The sequence below is a fragment of the Streptomyces sp. NBC_00273 genome (assembly GCF_036178145.1).
Taxonomy (GTDB): Bacteria; Actinomycetota; Actinomycetes; order Streptomycetales; family Streptomycetaceae; genus Streptomyces.
In genome coordinates this window covers 8,520,016-8,539,284 of the sequence record NZ_CP108067.1, presented here as the reverse complement: position 1 = coordinate 8,539,284, position 19,269 = coordinate 8,520,016, and the positions used below count along the sequence as shown (strand labels likewise).

The following is a 19,269-nucleotide window of genomic DNA, read 5'->3' as shown; positions in this document are numbered from 1 at the left end:
GGGCGGCGAGGCCGCTTCATCGCACGATCCCTCGCGAGGTTCAACCTGCACGAGGGCGCTTGACGCGCGATCAGGCACGCGGAGCGCCACCGTCCGCCGCCAGGCGCGTGAGCCATTCACGCAGGAGGCGCTGCTCGGCGTCGCTCAGGACATCGGCGTCGTCGGGGAGGGCGGCGCGCAGCGCGCGGGCCGCCGCGGCGGGACCGGACTCCGCGGCGGGAAGCGCCGGCTCGGCGCGGGTGACGGCCGCGACCATGGACTCGCGCAGGACGGTCAACAGCGCCGGATTGCGGCGGTCCGCGGGCGTGGAGTGCCAGGTGGTGACTGCGCCCTGGCCGGTTGCCTGGATGATCTGGGCGGCCAACTCCTCGTCGACCCGCAGCCATCCCCCGGCCGCCAGCCGGCGCACCCGCCCGTGGAGGATCTCCAAGCCCGCGCGGTGTGCTGCGTCCGATCCCCGGCCGGTGGCCCGGTTCATCACCGCGAACAGCTCGGGGCGGGAGACCCCGAACTCGACCACCACGTCCCAGCCATGACGCAGTTCCTCCACCGGGTCCTGCGGGGCGGGGTTGAGCTGCGCGCGCTTTCTCTCCAGGAACTGCGCGTAGCCGTGCTCGGCGACGGCCTCAAGGAGCCCCTCCTTGTCTCCGAAGAGACGGTAGATCGCTGGCGGCTGCATTCCGGCCGCGGCGGCGACCGCGCGGGTGCTCACCGCGTCCGGGCCGCCGTTCTCCAGTAGCTCGACGGCCGCCTCGACGATGCGGCGCCGAGGGTTATCGGTTGAGTCGCGTGTAGGCATGAACCGATGATACCGATAATCCGTTTCCATCGGAATTTCCAGTGTTACCGTTGGAGCGATTCCATCGGAAGCAACCTCGGGAGAACCCAATGATCATCGTGACCGGAGCCACCGGAAAGCTCGGCCGCCGTACCGTCGAGCGCCTCCTGGAACGCGTCCCCGCCGACCGCGTCGGCGTCAGCGTCCGCGACCCCGGCAAGGCCCGGGACCTCGCCGACCGCGGCGTCCGGGTCCGGCGGGGCAGTTTCGACGACCCCGACTCGCTCGTGCACGCCTTCGAAGGGGCCGAACAGCTGCTCCTCGTCTCCCTCGACCGCACGGGCGAGGAGTGCGTCAGCGGCCACCGTGCCGCCGTCGACGCCGCCGTGAAGGCCGGGGTCGGCCGCATCCTCTACACCAGCCAGATGGGCGCCGCCCACGACTCCCGCTTCCAGGCCTGCCGAGACCACGCCCAGACCGAGGACCTGCTGCGCGCCACCGGCCTGCCCTGGACCGCGCTGCGCAACGGCTTCTACGCCTCCAGCGCCCTGCAGTTCCTGGAGTCCGCCCGCCACACCGGCGACATCGCCCTCCCCGCCGACGGCCCCGTCGCCTGGACCGGCCACGACGACCTTGCCGAAGCCACCGCGGTGATCCTCGCCGAGGAGGCCCGCTTCGAGGGGCCCACCCCGCCGCTCACCGGCCCGGCGGCGCTCGACTTCGACGCCGTCGCCGAGGTCGCGTCTCGGACCACCGGACGGCCCTTCACCCGCACCGTCGTCCCCGACGGCGCCTTCCGCGAGCAGTTCCTGGCGCACGGCGCCCCGGCCCCGATCGCCGACCTGATGCTGAGCATCTTTGCCGCGGCGCGGAACGGCGAGTTCACCGCTGTCGACTCGACCCTGGCCGAGCTGATCGGGCGAGAGCCCGCCACCTTCCGCACCCAGCTGGAGCGTGCCTGGGCCGAATAGATCCAGTGGGGCGCGCAGGCGGCCCCGGCCTGGCACGCCACCCACAAAGGCTCGTTCTCCGTTGCCCGAGGACGTCGATCGCCAGATCGGCGGCCTCGGGCAACAGAGCCAGGCTCCGCATCAGATCTCGCACCATCCCAGAGGTTTCCCGTGCCCCGCCCCCATGCGCGGCTGACCATCCACGGCAGACGGCTCCTTGTCTACCGTGCCACCGGTGCCACACCGCACTCGACGGCCGGACACCACTCAGCCATGTCGACAACCCTGCGGGGCAATACACCTGGGCGACCGCCGCCGCGGCGAGAACCTAGTGCCGTACGAGGCAGAAGGGGTGCCCCGCCGGGTCCGCGTAGATCCGCCAGCCGCGCCCGTCCGAGCCGTCGAGCAGCGTCCCGCCGGCGGCCAGCACCTCCTCCTGGGCCCGGTCCAGGTCCGGGACGCCGAGGTCCAGGTGGAACTGCTGCGGCCGGGTGGGGTCGGGCCAGCGCGGCGGCACGTGGTCCAGGGCCTGCTGGAAGGCGAGGACCAGGCCCGAGGGGGTGTGGAGCGTCGCCCAGCTCTCGCCGAGCGACCAGCGGCGGTCCGGCTGGTTGACGTTCCCGCCCAGCAGGGACCGGTAGAACTCGGCGAGCGACTGCGGCTCGGGGCAGTCCAGGACCACGCATTGCAGTTCGGCGATCATGAACGGATCCTAGGTCATACGTGCCGGGCACCTCGTCGATCGGCCCGGATCAGGGGACGGCGAGCGGCGCCGGCCGGCCAGACGACCTCCACCGGTGTCCCCTGTGCGCGGGCCGTCGCCACGGCGTCGCCCGTCCCGCCCTGCCTGCCGCCCGGACCGCCGTCCCAGACCGCGACCAGGAGCTCGGCCCGGCCGAGCAGGAGTCGGTTGGCGGCGGCGTAGGCGGACGCACCCGCCCTTCGGTACGGCATGACCTCGACCTCGGCGGCTGCTCGCAGGAGGCGGTCGAAGGCGGCGGCGTGCGGTCCGTCCAGCATGCGTGCGCGGTAGTCGGCCGAGGGGAGCACCGCCACCAACCGCCCGCCCAACGCGAGGACGGCGTCCGCGAAGACCGTGTCCGCGCCGGCGGCCAGGCAGGACATTCCGGTGAGCTCCGCGGCCGGGTAGCGGGCGAGCACCGGGGCCAGCGCCCGTGCGACCAGGGGAAGGCTCGCCCCGGTGAGGTTCACGTGGCCCGTCACCGCAATGGTCGCCATGGCATCCCTGCTCCGCATCGAAGGACCGTCGTCGAGGCCGCCGGGCGGCGACGCCCCATCATGCGGGTCCGGGACGGCCCCGGCCACGGAATTGGCCTTCGGAGGGTCCGACGGGAACTGAGGGGCGGCCGCTGACCCGGATCGGGTTCCGCCCGTGGCCGGATCCTCCGATGCGCGGGCCCGGAGCGGATATCCGGTTGCTCGACGGAGAAGGTGGTGGATGCAATGTCCGGCATGGTGACCGAGATCCGCCCGCCGCGGCACGACGAGATGACCGCGTACTACCGGGCATTGCCGTTCACGAACGGATTGCCGAGTTGGGAGCCCGCGGACGCGGCGTGGCACGGCGGCCCGGAGCCCTGGCCCCCGCAGCAGGCGCCCGCGAGCGCGGACCAGCTCGAGAAGTTGGCCGCGGCCGACATCAAGGACGACTCCTTCCACCCGATCGCGACGTTCGTCGACGGCAGGTGCGTCGGCGCATCCGGCACCATCTCCTTCGAGGTGACGGTTCCCGGCGGAGGAACGGGACGAATGGCCGGCGTCACTTCCACCGGGGTCATCGCCACGCACCGCCGGCGCGGGCACCTGCGGCAGATGATGCAGGCCATGTTCGATGCGGCCCTGGAGCGGGGCGAGCCGTTGGCGATGCTCAGCGCGAGCGAGGGCAGCATCTACGGGCGGTTCGGATTCTCGCCCGCGACCTACCGCACCCGGTGGGAGCTGGCCCGTCACGAAGCCGCTCTCCTTCCGGCGGAACCCGATCCCGGGTCGCTGGAGCTGGTCGACGCTGCGCAGGCGAAGAAGGCCTGGCCCGGGGTGCACGCGCAGGTGCGTGCCCACCGCGTCGGGGAACTCAGCCCTCTCCCCGGACAGTGGGACGGGTTGTCCGACGAAGCCGACGGCACGAACGGGCCGCTGCGCTACCTCACCCACCGCGACCGGCACGGCCATGTGGACGGCATCGCCAACTTCCGACTGCCGTGGTCACCGACCACGGACCGTGCCGGAACCCTCGTGGTGGAAGCCCTGGAGGCGACGAACCCGGCGGCCTACCGTGCGCTGTGGGGACTACTGATCGACTTCGACCTCACCAAGACCGTCGTGGCGGCCGCCCGTCCGCGCGACGAACCCCTGCGGTGGATGCTCACGAACCCTCGGGCGATGCGCATCACCCGCCAGACGGACAACCTCTGGGCGCGCCTCCTCGACGTCCCCCGCGCCCTCACGCAGCGCTCGTACCTGGCGCCCGGCGAGCTCAGGTTCACGATCGGCGACGACCGGATGTGCCGGGCGAACAACAGGACGTGGCATCTGACAACCGACGGCCCCGTGGCGACGTGCGTTCCCACCGACGGGACGGCAGACCTGACCATCACCCTCGCAGCGCTCAGCTCGCTCTACTTCGGAGGCATGTCGGCGAGCCACCTGGCAGGTGCGGGCCACATCGCTCCGCACACCGACCGTGCGATCGGGCGGCTGGCACGGATGTTCTGGACCGACCCCGAACCGCACAACTCCTTCGGTTTCTGACGGGGCGGTGCGCATCGGGCCCCGAGGGCCGGTTCCCCGGCCGGCCCGGAGCGCGGGCCGGCCGTCAGCGGTTCAGGAGCGTCTTCTGGAGCCAGTCGAAGACGACCTCGCAGTGCAGCTGCGGGGCCATGGGGGAACAGTGCAGCTGCGCGCCCTGGGCCGCCGTCAGTTTCAGGTAGTCCTTGGGCGAGGTGAGGGCGTCGTACATTTGGCGCGGCTGGCCGGGATAGAACTGCTCGCCCTCGTAGTCCAGCACCAGGGTGGGTGCCTTGATGCGGCCGACGACATCGGTGATCGACAACGCCTGGATCCGGGTGGCGGGAGTGTAGAAGTCGGTGAACAGCTTTCCCCGACGGGCTTCGAGCATCGCGGGGATGGAGAACGGCTCGAAGCGCTTCTTCATCACGTCGGCCGCGTCCGGAGGCAGTTCGGGGACCACCTCCTTGTTCCAGATGTCGTTCGTCTCCTGCTTGTCCGGAGTGAGGATCTTTCGGATCTCCGGCGGGAAGCCCAACCACGGCTCCACGCAGCCCGGCATGGCCACCAGCGCGGCGATCCGGGTCTCGAACGCCGCCGCCCTCGGGGCGAGGTCCCCCGCCATGCTCAGACCCGTGAGGGCGATCTTGTCCGGGTCCACGTCGGAGCGGGCCGTCAGCCAGTCGACGAGGGGCGTGACGACCTTCTCCCAGGTGGGCGTGAAGACGACCTGGTCCACGAAGAGCAGCTGGCCCTGGCCCGGCCCGTCGTAGACGAGCGCGTTCCAGCCCCGGTCCAGTGCGGCGGGAACCCCGTAGGTCCACATGTCCACGTTCTGGCCGTCGCTGCCGTTGGTCAGGATCACCGTCGGGCGGGGGGTGCCGGAGGTGTCGGGGCGGAAGAACCACACCGGCAGCGGCGTGGCCCCGTAGGGCACGTCCGCCTTCACGGGGGCGGGCTCGCACAGGCCGCAGAAGGTGTCCCAGGCCCCGCGTCCCGCCTTGTACAGCGCTTCCTCGCTGCCGGGGTCGTCCGAGCCGAGGACGAAGAACGGCGCCTGCGCGTAGTACTGGGCGGCGCGCAGCGCCCGGAACCGCTTGGTCTGGCCGTCTGCCGGGGCACCCGGGGGTGCCTCCAGGAGCTGGTCGCCGAGTGATCGGAAGGTCTGCACGTACGTCTGCGCGGTCAGCCCGGCGCCGTTGATCGTGTTCACGGCCGTGAGGACCTCGCCGACCTCGGCGGCGCCGGCGCCCGAGCCACCGAGCGCGAGGAGTCCGTTGAAGTTGTACGCCGGGTCCTTGAACAGCGTCATCGCGCCCGGGGTGAGGTTGCCCGCGGCCGCGGTGGGCGGGGCGGAGCCGCTGGACGCTGCCGCCGGAGCGCCCGAGGCGCCGCCGCGGGCGCAGCCCGCCGCGAGGGCGGCGCCCGCCCCGGCGGTGAGCAGGGCACGACGGGTGGGGCCGGGGTGCCGATCACCGGATATGTGCTTCATGCCATCGGAACGTAGCCCCGACCCGGCACGGCGGCCTCCCGTCCCGTCCGGCGCGGACGGTACCGGGCACCCGGCCCGGTTGCCGGCCGACTGCCGAACCGGCAGGTCGTGGGCGTGCGTCCCGGCCCGTCGGCGCGGACTTCCGGACGCCGCCCGCCTTGCGCCGGTCGGGGGACGTGGGCCCCGACCGGCCGGGGGGAGGCCGATCGGGGCGGGCCCCGGCCGGCCAGGGGGGGAGAGGCCGGCCAGGGCGTATCGGGAGGGGCGGAGACATCAGCCCCTTGCCCGCACCACGTATGGATGAACGGTCAACCACCCCGGAAGGTTCCCGGCCTCCGGCCGGGGGCCCGGACCGCGCTCGCCATCCCCTGTCGGCCCGGAACGTCCTACGCTGAAAAGCGGCGGCCGAACCGGCGAGCGGCCCGCGGCCGCCCCCGTGGGCACCTGCCCCTCCCCCACTGCGCAGGTGCCCACGGCTTCGCGCAACGGCGCGACGACCCGCAGCACCCGCAGCACCCGGCGCCTTTCGGGTCAGGCCGCGTGGGCGAGGACCGCGTCGAGCATCCGCCGGGTGACGGAGGCCAGTTCGGCGAGGTCCGGGGCCGGGCGGGAGCGGGCGAGGGCACCGGCCAGCCGGTCGTAGAGGAGCCCGTCCGTCCAGGCGACCAGCAGTTCGGCGGCCTCCTCGGGCCGCTGCGCGCCGAGCGCGGCGAGGATGCCCGCGGCGCGGACCCGGGCCCCCTGCCCCGCCCGATGGAAGTCCGCCTCCAGTTCGGGATTGCGGGCCGCTTCCAGACTGAGTTCGAAGCGGGCCAGCTGGCGCGCGCGGCCCACCGTGAGCCAGCGGTGCAGCAGTCCGGCCAGCGCGGCCGCGGCCGCCTCCCGGTCCACCGCCGGGGCCGCGGGCGGACCCTCGGACGCGGGAGCGCCCCCGAGGTCACCGAGGCCCGCTGGATCACCGACATCGCCGAGATCGCCCAGGTCCAGCTCGGCCAGCCGCTGGTAGCAAGCTCCGATCAGCGCCGTCCTCGTACGGAAGTAGTACGAGGTGCTGCCGGCCGGCAGTCCCGCCGCGCCGTCGACCGCGCGATGGGTCAGCCCCCGGAGCCCGGCGGCGGCGACGAGGTCGATCGCCGTGTCGGCGATCAGCGTTCTGCGATCCGCCGCGGGCGGGCTCTTGCGAGGGGTGGACATCGACACACTCTACATGTGTAGAGTGATGGCATCGGACTCTACACATGTAGAGGATCCGGCCGGAGGAGTACCGAGGAAGAGGAAGCGGGGGACTCGTCATGGCGACGGTTCAGCGTCACGCGGTCGTGGCAGGAGCGGGGATCGGCGGGCTCACCGCGGCCGTGGCCCTGCACCGTCACGGCTGGCGGGTCATCGTGTGCGAGCGGGCGGCCGGGCCGACCGCGGTCGGCGCCGGGATCGTGCTCGCCCCCAACGCCCTGCGCGCCTTCGACACCATCGGCTTCGACATCACCCGCTCAGCGGGCCGCACCGTCCCCGCGGCGATGGGCCTGCGCCGCCCGGACGGCCGCTGGCTCAGCCGCGCCGACACCGCCGCGCTGGCCGCCCGCTTCGGTGGCCCGCCGCTCGCCCTGCACCGCTCGGCGCTGGCCGACGCCCTGGCCTCCGCCCTGCCCGCCACGGCGATCCGCTACGGCGTCGCCGTCACCTCGGTGGACGACGCCGACGGTGCCCCGGTGGTCCGCACCGACGCCGGCGATCTTCACGGCGCCGATCTCGTCATCGCCGCCGACGGCATCCACAGCCCCCTGCGCCGCCAGTACTTCCCGGACCACCCCGGCCTCCACCACAGCGGGGAGACCGCCTGGCGCACGGTCCTGCCCGCCGCCGCGAACAGCGCGGGGACGGCGACCGCCGAGACCTGGGGCCGCGGCGAGCGCTTCGGCGTGGTCCCGCTCGCCGACGGCCGGACCTACCTCTACGCCACCGCCGTCGTCCCCGCCGGCCGTCGTCCCGCCGACGTCCGCGCCGAACTCCTGCGCCGCTACGGCACTTGGCACGACCCGATCCCGGCCCTGCTGGAGCGGATCGACCCGGCGGCCGTGCTCCAGCACGACCTGTACGACCTGGCGGCCCCGCTCCCCCGCTTCCACCGCGGGCGCCTGGCCTGGCTCGGCGACGCCGCCCACGCCATGACCCCCAACCTGGGCCAGGGCGGCTGCCAGGCCGTCGAGGACGCCGCGGTCCTCGGCCACCTCCTGGCGGGCATCGACGCCGCGGACGTCCCGGCCGCCCTCGCCGCCTACAGCGCGGCCCGCTGCGCACGCACCGACGCCATCCGCGTCCGCGCCCGCCGGGCGGGCCGGGTCGCCGCCCTCACCCACCCCCTCGCGGTGGCCGTCCGCGACCTCGCGGTCCGCGCCACCCCGGCCCGGGCCGCGACCCGTGCGATGGCGGCGCTGTTCGAGGGATTCGCGCTCCCCGACGGAATGGGCACCGTGCCCGCGGGCGTTGCCACTCGTTGGTGAGGTTCGCTGACCGTTTCGACGCAGAGGCAGGCGGAGTCACATGACGACCGACATCGACTGGGACCACCCGACCGACCCCAAGGAGGGGACCTGGCAGCTGGACCACGTCAAGCTGTACGTGGGCTCGGGCGGCTCCGAGGGCCAGTACTGGAACGGCACCCAGACCCTTCTGCTCACCACCTTGGGCCGGGTGTCCGGCAAGCCCGTGCGGACCCCGCTCATCTACGGCGAGGCCGAAGGCGGCGCCTACCTGGTCGTCGCCTCCAAGGGGGGCGACCCCGCGCACCCGCTGTGGTACCGGAACCTCTCCGAGCACCCCGCGGTCCGCATCCAGGTCGGCCCGAAGACCATGCAGGGCACGGCCCGTACCGCCACCCCCGAGGAACGCGCCGCGTACTGGCCGGTGATGGTCGGGCACTGGCCCGCGTACGACGAGTACCAGGCCAAGACGGACCGCGAGATCCCGATCGTCGTCATCGAACCCGCTGGATGACCCCGGCGGCCGGGCCGGCGGGAGCCTTCCTCCCGCCGGCCCGGCCTGCGTGCGTCAGATCGAGCCGACGACCTTGCGCGGGCTGACGCGGACGACGACGCGCTCGGCGTCGTCCTTCGACGCCGGGTTGAAGTCCGCGTAGTCCTTGCCCGTGTACTTGCGCGACAGCTCGTTGATCAGCTCTTGGCCGCCCTCCGTGGTCAGGTGGGCGGTGCCGCGGACCTCGGCGTAGGTGTAGGGCGCGTTCGCCGGGTTGATCATGACCGTGATCCGCGGGTCCGCGCGCAGGTTCTTCTCCTTGCGGCGGCCGACCGTCGTGGAGACCAGCAGGTCGTCGCCGTCCCGGGTGAGCCAGGTGACCGACAGCTGCGGGCTGCCGTCCGGCTGGATCGTGGCCACGGTCGCGAAGACCGGGCCGTCGTCGATGAGTTTCTTCAGGTCGTCGGAGAGTGCGGCGGACACGGGGCGGTTCCTTCCCTCGGCTGACTGCCGTCCCCGGGCCGACTGGCCGCGGAGGGACCGGCAACGGACAGCCTGCAAAACCGCTGCCGTCCCGGGCAAGCTCCGCCGCCTGCGCGCCGCACCGCGCGCCGCGGCCCCGGACACCCCCGATTCCGGGGCGTGGCCGGGCCCGCGCACCCGGCCCGCCGACCAAACGGGGCACGCATGATCCACCCGTACGGCCTAGGTGTATTGACCCGCAGGGTTGTTCACGCGGCTGATGGGTGGCTTGCCGTCGAGTGCGGTGTGGCAGCGGTGATGGTTGTAGGTGTGGAGGAAGTCTGCCAGGGCCGCGGTCCGCTCGTCGTTCGAGGTGTAGGGCCGTAGGTAGGCCCACTCGTCGAGGAGGGTGCGGTTGAAACGTTCGACCTTGCCGTTGGTCTGAGGCCGGTAGGCACGGGTGAGCCTTCCGGCAGCGCCGAGGTCGGCCAGGACGGCCTTCCAGGCCAGGCCTTTGCGGTAGGCCCACGCGTTGTCGGTGAGAACGCGTTCGATGCGGGTGATGCCCTGGGTGTGGAAGAACGCGGCGGCGCGTGTGAGGAAGCCTGCGCACGTCGCGACTTTCTCGTCCGGGTGGATCTCGCTGTAGGCCAGGCGGGAGTGGTCGTCGACCGCGGAGTGGACGTAGTCGAAGCCCATGCCGCGGATGGGTCGGCCCGCGTCGCGGCCCAGGACACGGTGGCCGCCGCCGTCGGGGATCCGGCCGAGCTTCTTCACGTCGACGTGGATGAGCTCGCCGGGTCGCTCGCGTTCGTAGCGGCGGATCGGGGTGCCGGTCGGGCGGTCGATCCAGGCCAGGCGGTGCAGACCATGCCGGGTCAGAATGCGGTGGACGGTCGAGGCGGGCAGTCCCAGGACCGGGCCGATGCGGGCGGGCCCCAGTTTGCGGGTCCGGCGCAGGTCACAGACCCTCGCCTCGATGGCGGCCGAAGTCCGGTGCGGTGTCGTGCGTGGCCGGCTGGATCGGTCGTGCAGTCCGGCCTCGCCTTCCGTCCGCCACCGGCGCATCCATTTGTGGGCGGTGGCCCGCGAGATGCCCATCTCGGCGGCCACGTGGGCGACCGGGCGGCCCGATACGACTCGTTCGACCAGCAGGCGCCTACCGAAGACGGTCAGCCGGGCATTACGGTGGGACACGAAGACCTCCGTGCGGTGAGTTCCTAGACAGCTCCCACCACACCGGAGGTCTTCGCCATGTTCAAGACCTGCCGAGTGTCAACAACGCTCGTGATCAATACACCTAGGTCCTGTCGTCAAAGTGGCGTCGGCAAGGCGCGCGGCGTCCGGTGCCGTGCATCGCAAGGCGGAGGGGCGCCCGTGTACTGGACGTACTCGGGTGCCCCGACAACGCGGCGAGGTGCGGTGCCGGGCGTCGCGCGCCCGACGGGACTTTGACGACAGGGCCTAGTGTCCGAGTACCGCCATCGCCGCGTTGTGTCCGGGGACCCCGCTGACTCCGCCGCCGCGGACCGCGCCCGCCCCGCACAGCAGGACGTTGCGGTGGGCGGTCTCCACGCCCCACCGACCGCCATGGTCGGCGTAGGGCCAGGACAGGTCCCGGTGGAAGATGTGGCCGCCGGGCAGCCGCAGTTCGCGCTCCAGGTCCAGCGGGGTCTTCGCCTCGATGCACGGGCGGCCGTCCGCGTCGAAGGCGAGGCAGTCGGTGAGCGGTTCGGCCAGGTGCGCGTCGAGCTGCGCGAGGGTGGCCGTCAGCAGGACCTCGCGGGCCTGCTGGTTGTCGTGTCCGAACAGCCTGGCCGGCGCGTGCAGGCCGAAGAGGGTGAGGGTCTGGTAGCCCTGCTCCACCAGTTCCGGGCCGAGGATCGTCGGGTCGGTCAGGGAGTGGCAGTAGATCTCCGAGGGCGGTACGGAGGGCAGTTCGCCGGAGGCGGCCTCCGCGTAGGCGCGGGCGAGCTCGGCGTAGCCCTCGGCGATGTGGAAGGTGCCGCCGAAGGCCTCGCTCGGGTCCACCGAGGTGTCCCGGAGCCGGGGCAGTCGGCGCAGCAGCATGTTGACCTTGAGCTGGGCGCCCTCGGGGGCCGGGGCCGCGCCCTCCGGCGGGGCTTCGCCGAGGAGTTCGGCCAGGGCCTGCGGCGAGGCGTTCACCAGGACCGTGCGGCCGACGACCCGGCCCTCCCCGGTCGCCGTGCGGAACACCACCTCGGCCGGGGCGACCCCGTCCGTGTCGATCCGCAGCACCTCGTGGCCGGTCGCGATCTCGGCACCGGCCGCCCGGGCCGCCGCCGCGAGGGCGTCCGTCAACGCGCCCATGCCGCCCACGGGCACGTCCCAGTCGCCGGTCCCACCACCGATGACGTGGTAGAGGAAGCAGCGGTTCTGCGCGAGGGAGGGGTCGTGCGCGTCCGCGAAGGTGCCGATCAGCCCGTCCGTCAGGACCACCCCGCGGACCAGGTCGTCGGCGAAGTTCCGCTCCACGGCCTGCCCGAGGGGCTCCTCGAAGAGCATCCGCCAGGCGGCCTCGTCGTCGATCCGGGCCCGCAGCTCCGCCCGCGTGGGCAGGGGCTCGGTCAGGGTCGGGAACACCTTCTCGGCGACCCGCCCGGTGGTCCCGTAGAAGGCGCGCCAGCTCTCGTACTCCCGCTCCGAGCCGGTCAGCCGCGCGAAGGACTCCCGGGTGCGCTGCTCTCCGCCGCCGACGAGGAGTCCGCCGGGCCGCCCGCCCCGTTCGGTGGGCGTGTACGAGGAGATCGTGCGGCGGCGCACCGCGAACCGCAGGTCCAGGTCGCGCACGATCTTCGACGGGAGCAGGGAGACGAGGTACGAGTAGCGCGACAGTCTGGCGTCGACGCCCACGAAGGGGCGGCTGGAGATCGCCGCCCCGCCCGTGTTCCCGAGCCGCTCCAGGACCAGCACCGAGCGGCCCGCCCGCGCCAGGTACGCGGCGGCCACCAGGCCGTTGTGCCCGCCGCCCACGATCACGTCGTCGTACACGTCCCGCCCGAAGGTCGTCATGGCTCTTGGTAGCACACCTGGCCGAGCCGCTCCAGACAGTGGGCCTCGTCGGCGTGGGCCAGGGCCGTGTCGGGATGTTCGTCGCCGAGGGACCGCTCGCGGATGCCGGAGATGTCGCGGTAGATGGGCAGCGCCTCGTCCCAGCGGCCCAGCCGGCCCAGCCCTCCGGCCAACTCCCGGCGGCTGACCAGCGTGTCCGGGTGCTCGGGCCCGAGCACCTCGGCGCGCAGGGCGCTCACCTGGCGCGCCTCGGCCACCGCTTCCGCCCAGCGCTCCAGCCGGCCCAGGTTGACGCCGAGGACGTGCCGGGCGCGCAGCGTCTCGGGGTCGGTGACCCCGTAGGCGCGGGTGCGGTCGCGGACCAGACCCCGGAACAGGTCGAGGGCCTGTTGCGTGTTGCCGGTGCGGCCGAGCGCGATGCCGACCTCGTAGCGGGCGGCCAGGGTGTCGGGGTGGTCGCGGCCGAGCACCCGCTCCCGTACGACGCCGACCTCGTGGAAGGCGACCAGGGCCTCCTGCCAGCGCTCCAGGCGGCCGAGCGCGTACGCCGCCTCGTAGCGGGTCAGCAGGGTGTCCGCGTGCTCGGCGCCCAGGACGGCCGCCCGGTCGGCGGCGACCTCGGCGGCGACGGCGTGGGCGTCCGCGTACCGGCCCAGCGCACCGAGCGCGCAGGCCAGGTTGTGCCGGCAGCGCAGGGTGTCGGGGTGGAGCGTGCCCGTGGTCCGCTCGCGGGCGACGAGCACCGCCCGGTAGACGTCGTGCGCCTCCTGGTGGCGCCCGAGCCGGCCCAACTCGTACGCGGTCTCCTGGCGCGCCGCGAGGGTGTCGGCGTGGTCCGCGCCGAGTACCCGCGTGCGCCCCTCGGCCACGGCCGCGTACCCGGCGAGCGCCTCCTCGGGCCGGCCCGCGCGGCTGAGGGCGTACGCGCGCGCGTGGCCGGCGGCGAGCGCGTCGGGGCCGTTGCCCCGCGGGCCGGCGGGGCGCGGGAATCCGTACGCGGCGGTGAGCCGCGGGTCCTCCTCGGCCGCGGGACGGATGATGGTGGTGGTGCCGGGATGGACCGGGGGGTACGCGCCGCGCGGGCGCGGCACCGGCTGCGCGCCCGCGGGGCGCGCGGCCGTCCAGGCTCCGGTGAGCACCGCCCATTCGCCGCTCGCCGGCCGGGCGTCGATGCCGGCCTTGCGGCCGGCGGTCATGCCGCGGGCCCAGGGCGGGAGCGGGGCCTGGGCGCCGGGCAGTCCGCCCGGTCCCAGCCGTGCCTCGACGAGCCGGCGGTGCACGTGGCGGGCGTCGCCCGGCCGGTCCTCGGGGCGCTTGGCGAGCAGGTCCAGGACCACCTCGTCGAAGTAGCCGGGCAGCTCGGGGCGGTGCTCGCGCAGTGGCACGGGCGCGTTGTCTCGGTGGCCGACCAGCACCGACCAGGAGTCACCGAGGTCGAAGGGCGGGGCACCGGTGGCGATCTCGTACAGGACGCAGCCGAAGGAGTAGAGGTCGCTGCGGTGGTCGACCTCGCCGCCCGCGATCTGTTCGGGCGACATGTAGTGCGGGGTTCCCATGGCCATGCTGCCGCCGGTGAGCTTGGCGGTGAAGCCGATGTCGTGGGCGAGGCGGGCGATGCCGAAGTCGCAGATCTTCACGGTGCCGTCGGTGAGCCGCATGATGTTGGCGGGTTTCAGGTCCCGGTGGACGACGCCCTGGTCATGGGTGTAGCCGAGGGCGGCGGCCATCTGCTCGGCGATGTCGACGACCACGTCCACGGGGAGCGGGCGCGTCTCGTTGTCCTCCAGCAGCTGGCTGAGGTTGCGGCCTTCGAGGAGTTCCATGACGAGGTAGAGCGGGCCGCCCGCGGCGCTGTCGTCGCCGAAGTCGTGGACGACGGTGACCCCGCGGTGCTGGAGGGAGGCGGCCACGCGCGCCTCGCGCCGGAACCGCTCGCGGAGCACCTGGGTGAAGTGGGCGTCCTGCTCGGCGCCGATCGGCTTGAGGCATTTCACGGCGACCTGTCGGCCCAGCGATTCGTCCCGGGCGCGCCACACTTCGCCCATGCCGCCGCGCCCGATCAGATCGAGCGACCGGTAACGGCCCTGGATCAGTCTGGACTCCGCCATGTCTTAAAGCCGCCCCCGATTTCGTGCTACGCCCTCCCCGGCCGGTCCAGTATGGCCGCTGATGTACGCAGTGTGTACGGCGAGGGGCGGCTCCCGGGGCCCATGCGGCGCATCGCTTTCAAGATGTGACCTGGAGGGAGCTGCCAGCGTAGACCTGCGGGAATGCTGCGCAGTACGCGCCCGGTGAGGCGCATGCGCCGGGTGACGCTGCGCGGGGCCGGTGCGGACCGCCCGTACAGCTGGTGCGCCCAGCCCGGGAGGGAACCGTACGCCAGGCCGGCGACGGGTGGCCACAGCAGGTTTCGGCCACGTACGAGGAGGGGAGGGACGGGCGGGCCGCGCAGGAAGTCGTCCACGGCGAGGGCGTCGGGGCCGGCGGCGAGTTCGGGGCGGATCCGCTCGAAGTACGCGGCGAGCCCGGCGGTGTCGGCGGGCACCCCGGCCGGGTCGAGTCCGACGAGGCGGGCGCTCACCCGGTTCTCGTCGACGTAGCGGTCGGCCTGGGCGGGGGTGAGGGGGACGCCGGAGCGGCGCAGGACGTGCAGGAAGCTGTCGATCTGCGCGCAGTGGATCCACAGCAGCAGCTCGGGGTCGTCGACGGGGAAGCGTTCGCCGGTGTCCGGATCGGTGGCGGACAGTTTGCGGTGGATGGTGCGGACGCGGAGGCCGGCGCGTTCGGCGGCCTCGGTGGTGCCGTAGGTGAGGGTGCCGACGAAGTCGGCGGTGCGCAGCAGCCGTCCCCAGGCGTCCGACCGGAAGTCGGAGTTCTCCATGACCCCGCGGACGGCGCGCGGGTGGAGCGCCTGGAGGTAGAGCGCCCGGAGTCCGGCGATCCACATCATCGGGTCGCCGTGGCACTGCCAGGTAACGGACGACGGACCGTACAGCCCCGGGTCGGCGCCGGGGCGCGGTCCGGTCACGGTGGTCCCCATCCCGTACCTCCCCGTCTCAGGCGCCCGGCGGCTCCAGCCTACCGATCCGGGGCGGCGGGCGGCGGCCGTCAGCGATGCGTACGGACCGGGTCCGCGGCCGTCAGGGGCCCGTCGGGGGGGCGGGACGGGGCCGTGGAGGCCGGGCTGTCCGGGCCCCGCCGCCCGGCCCATCGAGCAGGGGCGGGCGGTTGTGGGCCCGGCCGGGCTGGTCCTGTACCGGGTGCTGGCCGTCGAGCACTCCGGGGAGCGGGTGTCCGTGGCCGTGGACGTCGGGACGGGCGTCAACCCGCGGCCCGCGCCGTACGGGGTCCGCTACGCGCCCCGGCTCATCGGCCGCCGCTCGGCGGCCGGTTCCCGTACGGCCACGGTCGTGGGCCGGCGCTGTGGGGCGGGCGGCATCCCGGCGGCGGACGTTTCCGCTGCCCGCCGACGGCGGGCCTGGCGATCTGCCCGGGGTTCCGGTGGCGGGCGCGGACCAGCTGGCCACGGCCGCGGCCGACAACCTCGTGGGCCGCCCGCCGGTGATCGCGGCTGCGGGACGTCGGGCACGAGGTCAAGTCCGGGGCGTCGGCGGCATAGAGTTGCGGGGTGCAGCTCTACACGATCGGCGAGGCCGCCCAACTCCTCCGCGTCAGCACCGACACCGCCCGCCGCTGGGCGGACGCGGGCCGCTTCCCGACCCTGCGGGACGGCAACAAGCGGATGGTCGAAGGCGTGCATCTGGCCGCCTTCTGCGTGGCGCTCGCCCAGGAGGCGACCGAGGGCGACGGCGAGTCCGCCACCTCGGCGCGCAACGCACTGCCCGGGATCGTGACGGCGGTGACGCTCGGCGAGGTGGCCGCCCAGGTCGAGATCCAGGCCGGCCCGCACCGCGTGGTCTCCTTGCTGACCCGCGAGGCGGTCGAGGAGCTCGGACTCGCGGTCGGCGTGCAGGCCGTCGCCCGCGTGAAGTCCACCAGCGTCCACATCGACCTCGACTGACTGCACGCGGGGGGGGCCGCCTCCCCCACGCTCCGCTGCACGGGGAACCGGGTGGGACGCATCGGCACGCCGCGGGCCGCGGCCCGGAGCCGGACCGTGACAGGGTGAAGGCATGACGACGCACCGCGAACCCCCGTCCCCTCCCCGCCCCCGGCCGTGGTCGGACACCGCCGCGGGCACGGCCCACCCGGACCTCCTCGCGGCGAAGGCCCTCGTCTACGACCCCTGCGGATTCACCTGCTCGCTGCCGGTCCCGGAGGCCGAGGGCGCCGCCTACGCCGCCCACTCCTTCACCCTGGACGGCCGCGCCGTCCGGTTCCGCGCGGCGAAGACCACCCCCACGAAGGTCGGCCAGTTCGTCACCGTCTGGAAGCGCTCCCCGGCCGGTCCCATCCAACCGTTCGACGCCGCGGACCCGGTGGACCTCTTCGTCGTCAGCACGCGCGACGGTGACCACTTCGGCCAGTTCGTCCTCCCCTTGGAGGCGCTCCGCCGGCGGGGCGTCGTATCGACGGACGGCTCCGGCGGCAAGCGCGCCTTCCGCGTCTACCCGCCCTGGGTGACCACCACCAACCGTCAGGCCGGCAGCGCCCAGGAGTGGCAGCTGGACCACTTCCTGGCCCTGCCCCAGGACGGGCCCGTCGACCTCGCCCGGGCCCGGGAGCTCTACGCGTGAGCCGGCCGACCCGCGGCACCTTGCACCACGTCGAACTGTGGGTGCCCGACCTCGACCGCGCGATCGCCTCGCTCGGCTGGCTCCTGGAGGCCCTGGGCCACACGCCCTACCAGCACTGGGCCGACGGCCGCAGCTGGCGGCTCGGGCCGACCTACCTGGTCGTCGAACGGTCCCCGGCCCTCACCTCGGACCGGCACGAGCGCTGCCGGCCGGGACTGAACCACCTGGCCTTCCACGTGGAGGACGCGGCTGCGGTCGAGCGCCTGGCCGAGGAGTCGACCGGCCACGGCTGGCACCTGATGTTCCCGGACCGCCATCCGCACGCCGGCGGCCCCCAGCACTACGCCGCCTACCTGGAGAACGACGACGGCTTCGAGGTCGAACTCGTCGCGACCCCCACCACCGGCTGATCCCCGTCAGGGAGCCGGATCGCGGCCCGTGGCGCGTTGCCAGTCCCGGTAGGCGGCGACGGCCGTGGGGAGCGTGGGGAAGATGCGCTCCGGGCCGACGGCGGACGTCAGACCGTAGGCGTCGAGGGGGCGACGCAGGTCCTGCTTGACGCGGGCGAGTGCGAACACGATGTCCCGTCGGGCGAGTTCCGAGCGCAGGGCCTCGACGGCGTCGAGGGCGGTGATGTCGACCTCGACGTTGGCCTCGGTGTTCAGGACGAACCAGTGGACGGGGTCGTCCTGGGCGGCGACCGAGGCCAGCGCCCGGCGGCGGAAGTCCTCGGCGTTGGCGAAGAACAACGGCGAGTCGTAGCGGTAGATGAGGAGACCGGGAACGGTGCGCGCGGTCGGATAGTCGTCGATGTCGTGCATGCCGGCCAGGCCGGGCACCATTCCCTCGACCGCGTCGTGGGGGCGGGCGACCCTGGTGAGCAGTTCGGCGACGGACAGCGCCACGGCGAGGAGCACTCCGTACAGGATGCCGAAGGCGAGGACGCCGAGACCGCAGCCGAGCGCGAGCAGGAACTCGCGGCGGCGGAAGGCGGCCAATCTGCGGAACTCGCCCACCTCGACCAGGCGTACGGCGGCGTAGACGACGATGGCCCCGAGGGCGGCGGCGGGGGTGTGGCTGAGCAGCGGGCCGAGGAAGAGGAGGACGGCGGCCACGCAGACGGCGCCGACGAGGGAGTACACCTGGGTACGGGCTCCCGAGGAGTCCGCGAGGGCGGTGCGGCTGGCACTGCTGCTGACCGGGAAGCCCTGGAGGAATCCGGCGCCGAGGTTCGCCGTGCCGAGGGCCAGCAGCTCCCTGTTGGGGTCCAGGGGCCGTGGGTCGTCGTGCCGGGCGAAGGCGCGTGCGGTCAGGACGACGTCGGTGTAGCCGACCAGGAGGACGCCGAGGGCCGGCAGCACCAGGTCGGCGAGGTCACCCGGCCGGGGCAGGGCGAATGCCGGCAGGCCGGTCGGGACCGTGCCGATGACGTCGATCCCCTGGTTCTCGTCCAGCGCGAAGACCGCCACCACCACCGTGGTGAGGGCGAGCACGACGAGCGGTCCGGGCAGGGGCCGCCGTAGCAGGGGCAGGGTGAACAGCAGGAGCAGGCAGCCCGCGGCCATCAGCGTCGTGGGCCCGTGCAGGTCGCCGATGTGGCGGAGGAACGAGAAGAGCTGCGGGAAGAACCCCGACCCGCCACCGCTGGTCCCGGTGAGGCGGGGCAGCTGGTCCACGATCATGATGAAGGCGACTCCGGCCAGGTAGCCGACGAGCACGGGCCTCGAGAGGAGGTCGGCCAGGAAGCCGAGCCGGACGGCCCATGCGACCAGGCAGAGCAGGCCGACGACGAGTGCCAGGGCTGCCGCGAGCGCCGCGTAACGTGCGGGGTCGCCGGCTGCCAGCGGCCCGACGGCCACGGCGGTCATGAGCGCGGTGGTCGACTCCGGTCCGACGGACAGCAGGCGTGAGGTGCCGCTCAGGGCGTAGAGGGCCATGGCGGGCAGCACGGCCCACAGGCCGACGACCGGGGGCAGACCTGCCACACCCGCGTACGCCATGACCTGGGGAACCAGGTAGGCGGCGACCGTGATCCCGGCCAGGACGTCGCCCCGTAGCCACTTCCGCCCGTAGCCACGGAAGGCGGGCGGGATGGCCGCGATCCGTCCGTGCTGGGGCATGGCACCTCCGGGACTCCGT

Annotated in this window: 18 protein-coding genes; 7 read left to right on the top strand and 11 right to left on the bottom strand. The window is 73.6% G+C overall.

Going from position 1 to position 19,269, the window contains the following annotated elements; all coding sequences use genetic code 11:
* Window positions 1-70 precede the first annotated feature (70 nt).
* Window positions 71-799: a TetR/AcrR family transcriptional regulator gene (locus OG386_RS38175; protein WP_328791919.1), complete on the bottom strand. Its 729-nt coding sequence runs from the start codon at window positions 797-799 to the stop codon at window positions 71-73.
* 89 nt (window positions 800-888) lie between these two features.
* Between OG386_RS38175 and OG386_RS38170 the strand changes: the two genes are divergently transcribed.
* The gene (locus OG386_RS38170) at window positions 889-1,749 is read left to right on the top strand and encodes an SDR family oxidoreductase (RefSeq protein ID WP_328791918.1); all 861 of its coding nucleotides are present in this window, start codon (window positions 889-891) and stop codon (window positions 1,747-1,749) included.
* Between the two features lie 307 nt (window positions 1,750-2,056).
* Here the strand turns inward: OG386_RS38170 and OG386_RS38165 are convergent, their stop codons facing one another.
* Both OG386_RS38165 and OG386_RS38160 read right to left on the bottom strand, forming a co-directional pair.
* Window positions 2,057-2,431: a VOC family protein gene (locus tag OG386_RS38165; protein WP_328791917.1), complete on the bottom strand. Its 375-nt coding sequence runs from the start codon at window positions 2,429-2,431 to the stop codon at window positions 2,057-2,059.
* 14 nt (window positions 2,432-2,445) lie between these two features.
* The gene (locus OG386_RS38160) at window positions 2,446-2,967 is read right to left on the bottom strand and encodes a hypothetical protein (RefSeq protein ID WP_328791916.1); all 522 of its coding nucleotides are present in this window, start codon (window positions 2,965-2,967) and stop codon (window positions 2,446-2,448) included.
* A 225-nt stretch (window positions 2,968-3,192) separates the two neighbouring features.
* Between OG386_RS38160 and OG386_RS38155 the strand changes: the two genes are divergently transcribed.
* Complete coding sequence (locus OG386_RS38155) at window positions 3,193-4,497, top strand: GNAT family N-acetyltransferase (protein ID WP_328791915.1); 1,305 nt, start codon at window positions 3,193-3,195, stop codon at window positions 4,495-4,497.
* Between the two features lie 64 nt (window positions 4,498-4,561).
* Here the strand turns inward: OG386_RS38155 and OG386_RS38150 are convergent, their stop codons facing one another.
* Together OG386_RS38150 and OG386_RS38145 are read right to left on the bottom strand one after the other, a co-directional pair.
* Window positions 4,562-5,965 carry an alpha/beta hydrolase family protein gene (locus tag OG386_RS38150; RefSeq protein ID WP_328791914.1) on the bottom strand — a complete coding sequence of 468 codons (1,404 nt, stop codon included), beginning with the start codon at window positions 5,963-5,965 and terminating at the stop codon, window positions 4,562-4,564.
* 531 nt (window positions 5,966-6,496) lie between these two features.
* The gene (locus tag OG386_RS38145) at window positions 6,497-7,159 is read right to left on the bottom strand and encodes a TetR/AcrR family transcriptional regulator (RefSeq protein WP_328791913.1); all 663 of its coding nucleotides are present in this window, start codon (window positions 7,157-7,159) and stop codon (window positions 6,497-6,499) included.
* A 98-nt stretch (window positions 7,160-7,257) separates the two neighbouring features.
* Here OG386_RS38145 and OG386_RS38140 point away from each other — a divergent pair, with 98 nt between their 5' ends.
* Window positions 7,258-8,466, top strand: a complete 1,209-nt coding sequence (locus OG386_RS38140) for an FAD-dependent monooxygenase (RefSeq protein WP_328791912.1) — start codon at window positions 7,258-7,260, stop codon at window positions 8,464-8,466.
* A gap of 40 nt (window positions 8,467-8,506) precedes the next feature.
* Entirely contained in the window at window positions 8,507-8,959 is a 453-nt protein-coding gene (locus OG386_RS38135; protein ID WP_328791911.1) for a nitroreductase family deazaflavin-dependent oxidoreductase, read from the top strand.
* A 54-nt stretch (window positions 8,960-9,013) separates the two neighbouring features.
* Here OG386_RS38135 and OG386_RS38130 read toward each other — a convergent pair whose 3' ends face one another.
* The 5 genes from OG386_RS38130 to OG386_RS38110 form a co-directional block, all read right to left on the bottom strand.
* Window positions 9,014-9,421: a PPOX class F420-dependent oxidoreductase gene (locus OG386_RS38130; protein WP_328791910.1), complete on the bottom strand. Its 408-nt coding sequence runs from the start codon at window positions 9,419-9,421 to the stop codon at window positions 9,014-9,016.
* Between the two features lie 222 nt (window positions 9,422-9,643).
* Window positions 9,644-10,597: an IS481 family transposase gene (locus OG386_RS38125; RefSeq protein ID WP_328788194.1), complete on the bottom strand. Its 954-nt coding sequence runs from the start codon at window positions 10,595-10,597 to the stop codon at window positions 9,644-9,646.
* A 267-nt stretch (window positions 10,598-10,864) separates the two neighbouring features.
* Entirely contained in the window at window positions 10,865-12,433 is a 1,569-nt protein-coding gene (locus OG386_RS38120; RefSeq protein WP_328791909.1) for a phytoene desaturase family protein, read from the bottom strand.
* Window positions 12,430-14,541, bottom strand: a complete 2,112-nt coding sequence (locus OG386_RS38115; protein WP_328791908.1) for a serine/threonine-protein kinase — start codon at window positions 14,539-14,541, stop codon at window positions 12,430-12,432. The genes OG386_RS38120 and OG386_RS38115 overlap by 4 nt, the downstream gene beginning before the upstream one ends.
* A gap of 26 nt (window positions 14,542-14,567) precedes the next feature.
* Entirely contained in the window at window positions 14,568-15,473 is a 906-nt protein-coding gene (locus tag OG386_RS38110; RefSeq protein WP_328791907.1) for an oxygenase MpaB family protein, read from the bottom strand.
* A 588-nt stretch (window positions 15,474-16,061) separates the two neighbouring features.
* Here OG386_RS38110 and OG386_RS38100 point away from each other — a divergent pair.
* The 3 genes from OG386_RS38100 (at window position 16,062) to OG386_RS38090 (ending at window position 17,540) form a co-directional block, all read left to right on the top strand.
* Complete coding sequence (locus tag OG386_RS38100; RefSeq protein ID WP_327387094.1) at window positions 16,062-16,454, top strand: TOBE domain-containing protein; 393 nt, start codon at window positions 16,062-16,064, stop codon at window positions 16,452-16,454.
* Between the two features lie 112 nt (window positions 16,455-16,566).
* Window positions 16,567-17,130, top strand: a complete 564-nt coding sequence (locus tag OG386_RS38095; RefSeq protein ID WP_328791906.1) for a MepB family protein — start codon at window positions 16,567-16,569, stop codon at window positions 17,128-17,130.
* Window positions 17,127-17,540: a VOC family protein gene (locus OG386_RS38090; protein ID WP_328791905.1), complete on the top strand. Its 414-nt coding sequence runs from the start codon at window positions 17,127-17,129 to the stop codon at window positions 17,538-17,540. The genes OG386_RS38095 and OG386_RS38090 overlap by 4 nt, the downstream gene beginning before the upstream one ends.
* 6 nt (window positions 17,541-17,546) lie before the next feature.
* Here OG386_RS38090 and OG386_RS38085 read toward each other — a convergent pair whose 3' ends face one another.
* A complete protein-coding gene (locus tag OG386_RS38085) occupies window positions 17,547-19,250 on the bottom strand; it encodes a SulP family inorganic anion transporter (RefSeq protein WP_328791904.1) in 1,704 nt (567 codons plus the stop codon).
* Between the last annotated feature and the right edge of the window lie 19 nt (window positions 19,251-19,269).

Excerpts from the sequence above, each read along its gene's own strand:
- OG386_RS38175 (WP_328791919.1), bottom strand. The coding sequence starts at position 799 with ATGCCTACACGCGACTCAACCGATAACCCTCGGCGCCGCATCGTCGAG.
- OG386_RS38170 (WP_328791918.1), top strand. The coding sequence starts at position 889 with ATGATCATCGTGACCGGAGCCACCGGAAAGCTCGGCCGCCGTACCGTC.
- OG386_RS38165 (WP_328791917.1), bottom strand. The coding sequence starts at position 2,431 with ATGATCGCCGAACTGCAATGCGTGGTCCTGGACTGCCCCGAGCCGCAG.
- OG386_RS38160 (WP_328791916.1), bottom strand. The coding sequence starts at position 2,967 with ATGGCGACCATTGCGGTGACGGGCCACGTGAACCTCACCGGGGCGAGC.
- OG386_RS38155 (WP_328791915.1), top strand. The coding sequence starts at position 3,193 with ATGTCCGGCATGGTGACCGAGATCCGCCCGCCGCGGCACGACGAGATG.
- OG386_RS38150 (WP_328791914.1), bottom strand. The coding sequence starts at position 5,965 with ATGAAGCACATATCCGGTGATCGGCACCCCGGCCCCACCCGTCGTGCC.
- OG386_RS38145 (WP_328791913.1), bottom strand. The coding sequence starts at position 7,159 with ATGTCCACCCCTCGCAAGAGCCCGCCCGCGGCGGATCGCAGAACGCTG.
- OG386_RS38140 (WP_328791912.1), top strand. The coding sequence starts at position 7,258 with ATGGCGACGGTTCAGCGTCACGCGGTCGTGGCAGGAGCGGGGATCGGC.
- OG386_RS38135 (WP_328791911.1), top strand. The coding sequence starts at position 8,507 with ATGACGACCGACATCGACTGGGACCACCCGACCGACCCCAAGGAGGGG.
- OG386_RS38120 (WP_328791909.1), bottom strand. The coding sequence starts at position 12,433 with ATGACGACCTTCGGGCGGGACGTGTACGACGACGTGATCGTGGGCGGC.
- OG386_RS38115 (WP_328791908.1), bottom strand. The coding sequence starts at position 14,541 with ATGGCGGAGTCCAGACTGATCCAGGGCCGTTACCGGTCGCTCGATCTG.
- OG386_RS38110 (WP_328791907.1), bottom strand. The coding sequence starts at position 15,473 with ATGGGGACCACCGTGACCGGACCGCGCCCCGGCGCCGACCCGGGGCTG.
- OG386_RS38095 (WP_328791906.1), top strand. The coding sequence starts at position 16,567 with ATGACGACGCACCGCGAACCCCCGTCCCCTCCCCGCCCCCGGCCGTGG.
- OG386_RS38085 (WP_328791904.1), bottom strand. The coding sequence starts at position 19,250 with ATGCCCCAGCACGGACGGATCGCGGCCATCCCGCCCGCCTTCCGTGGC.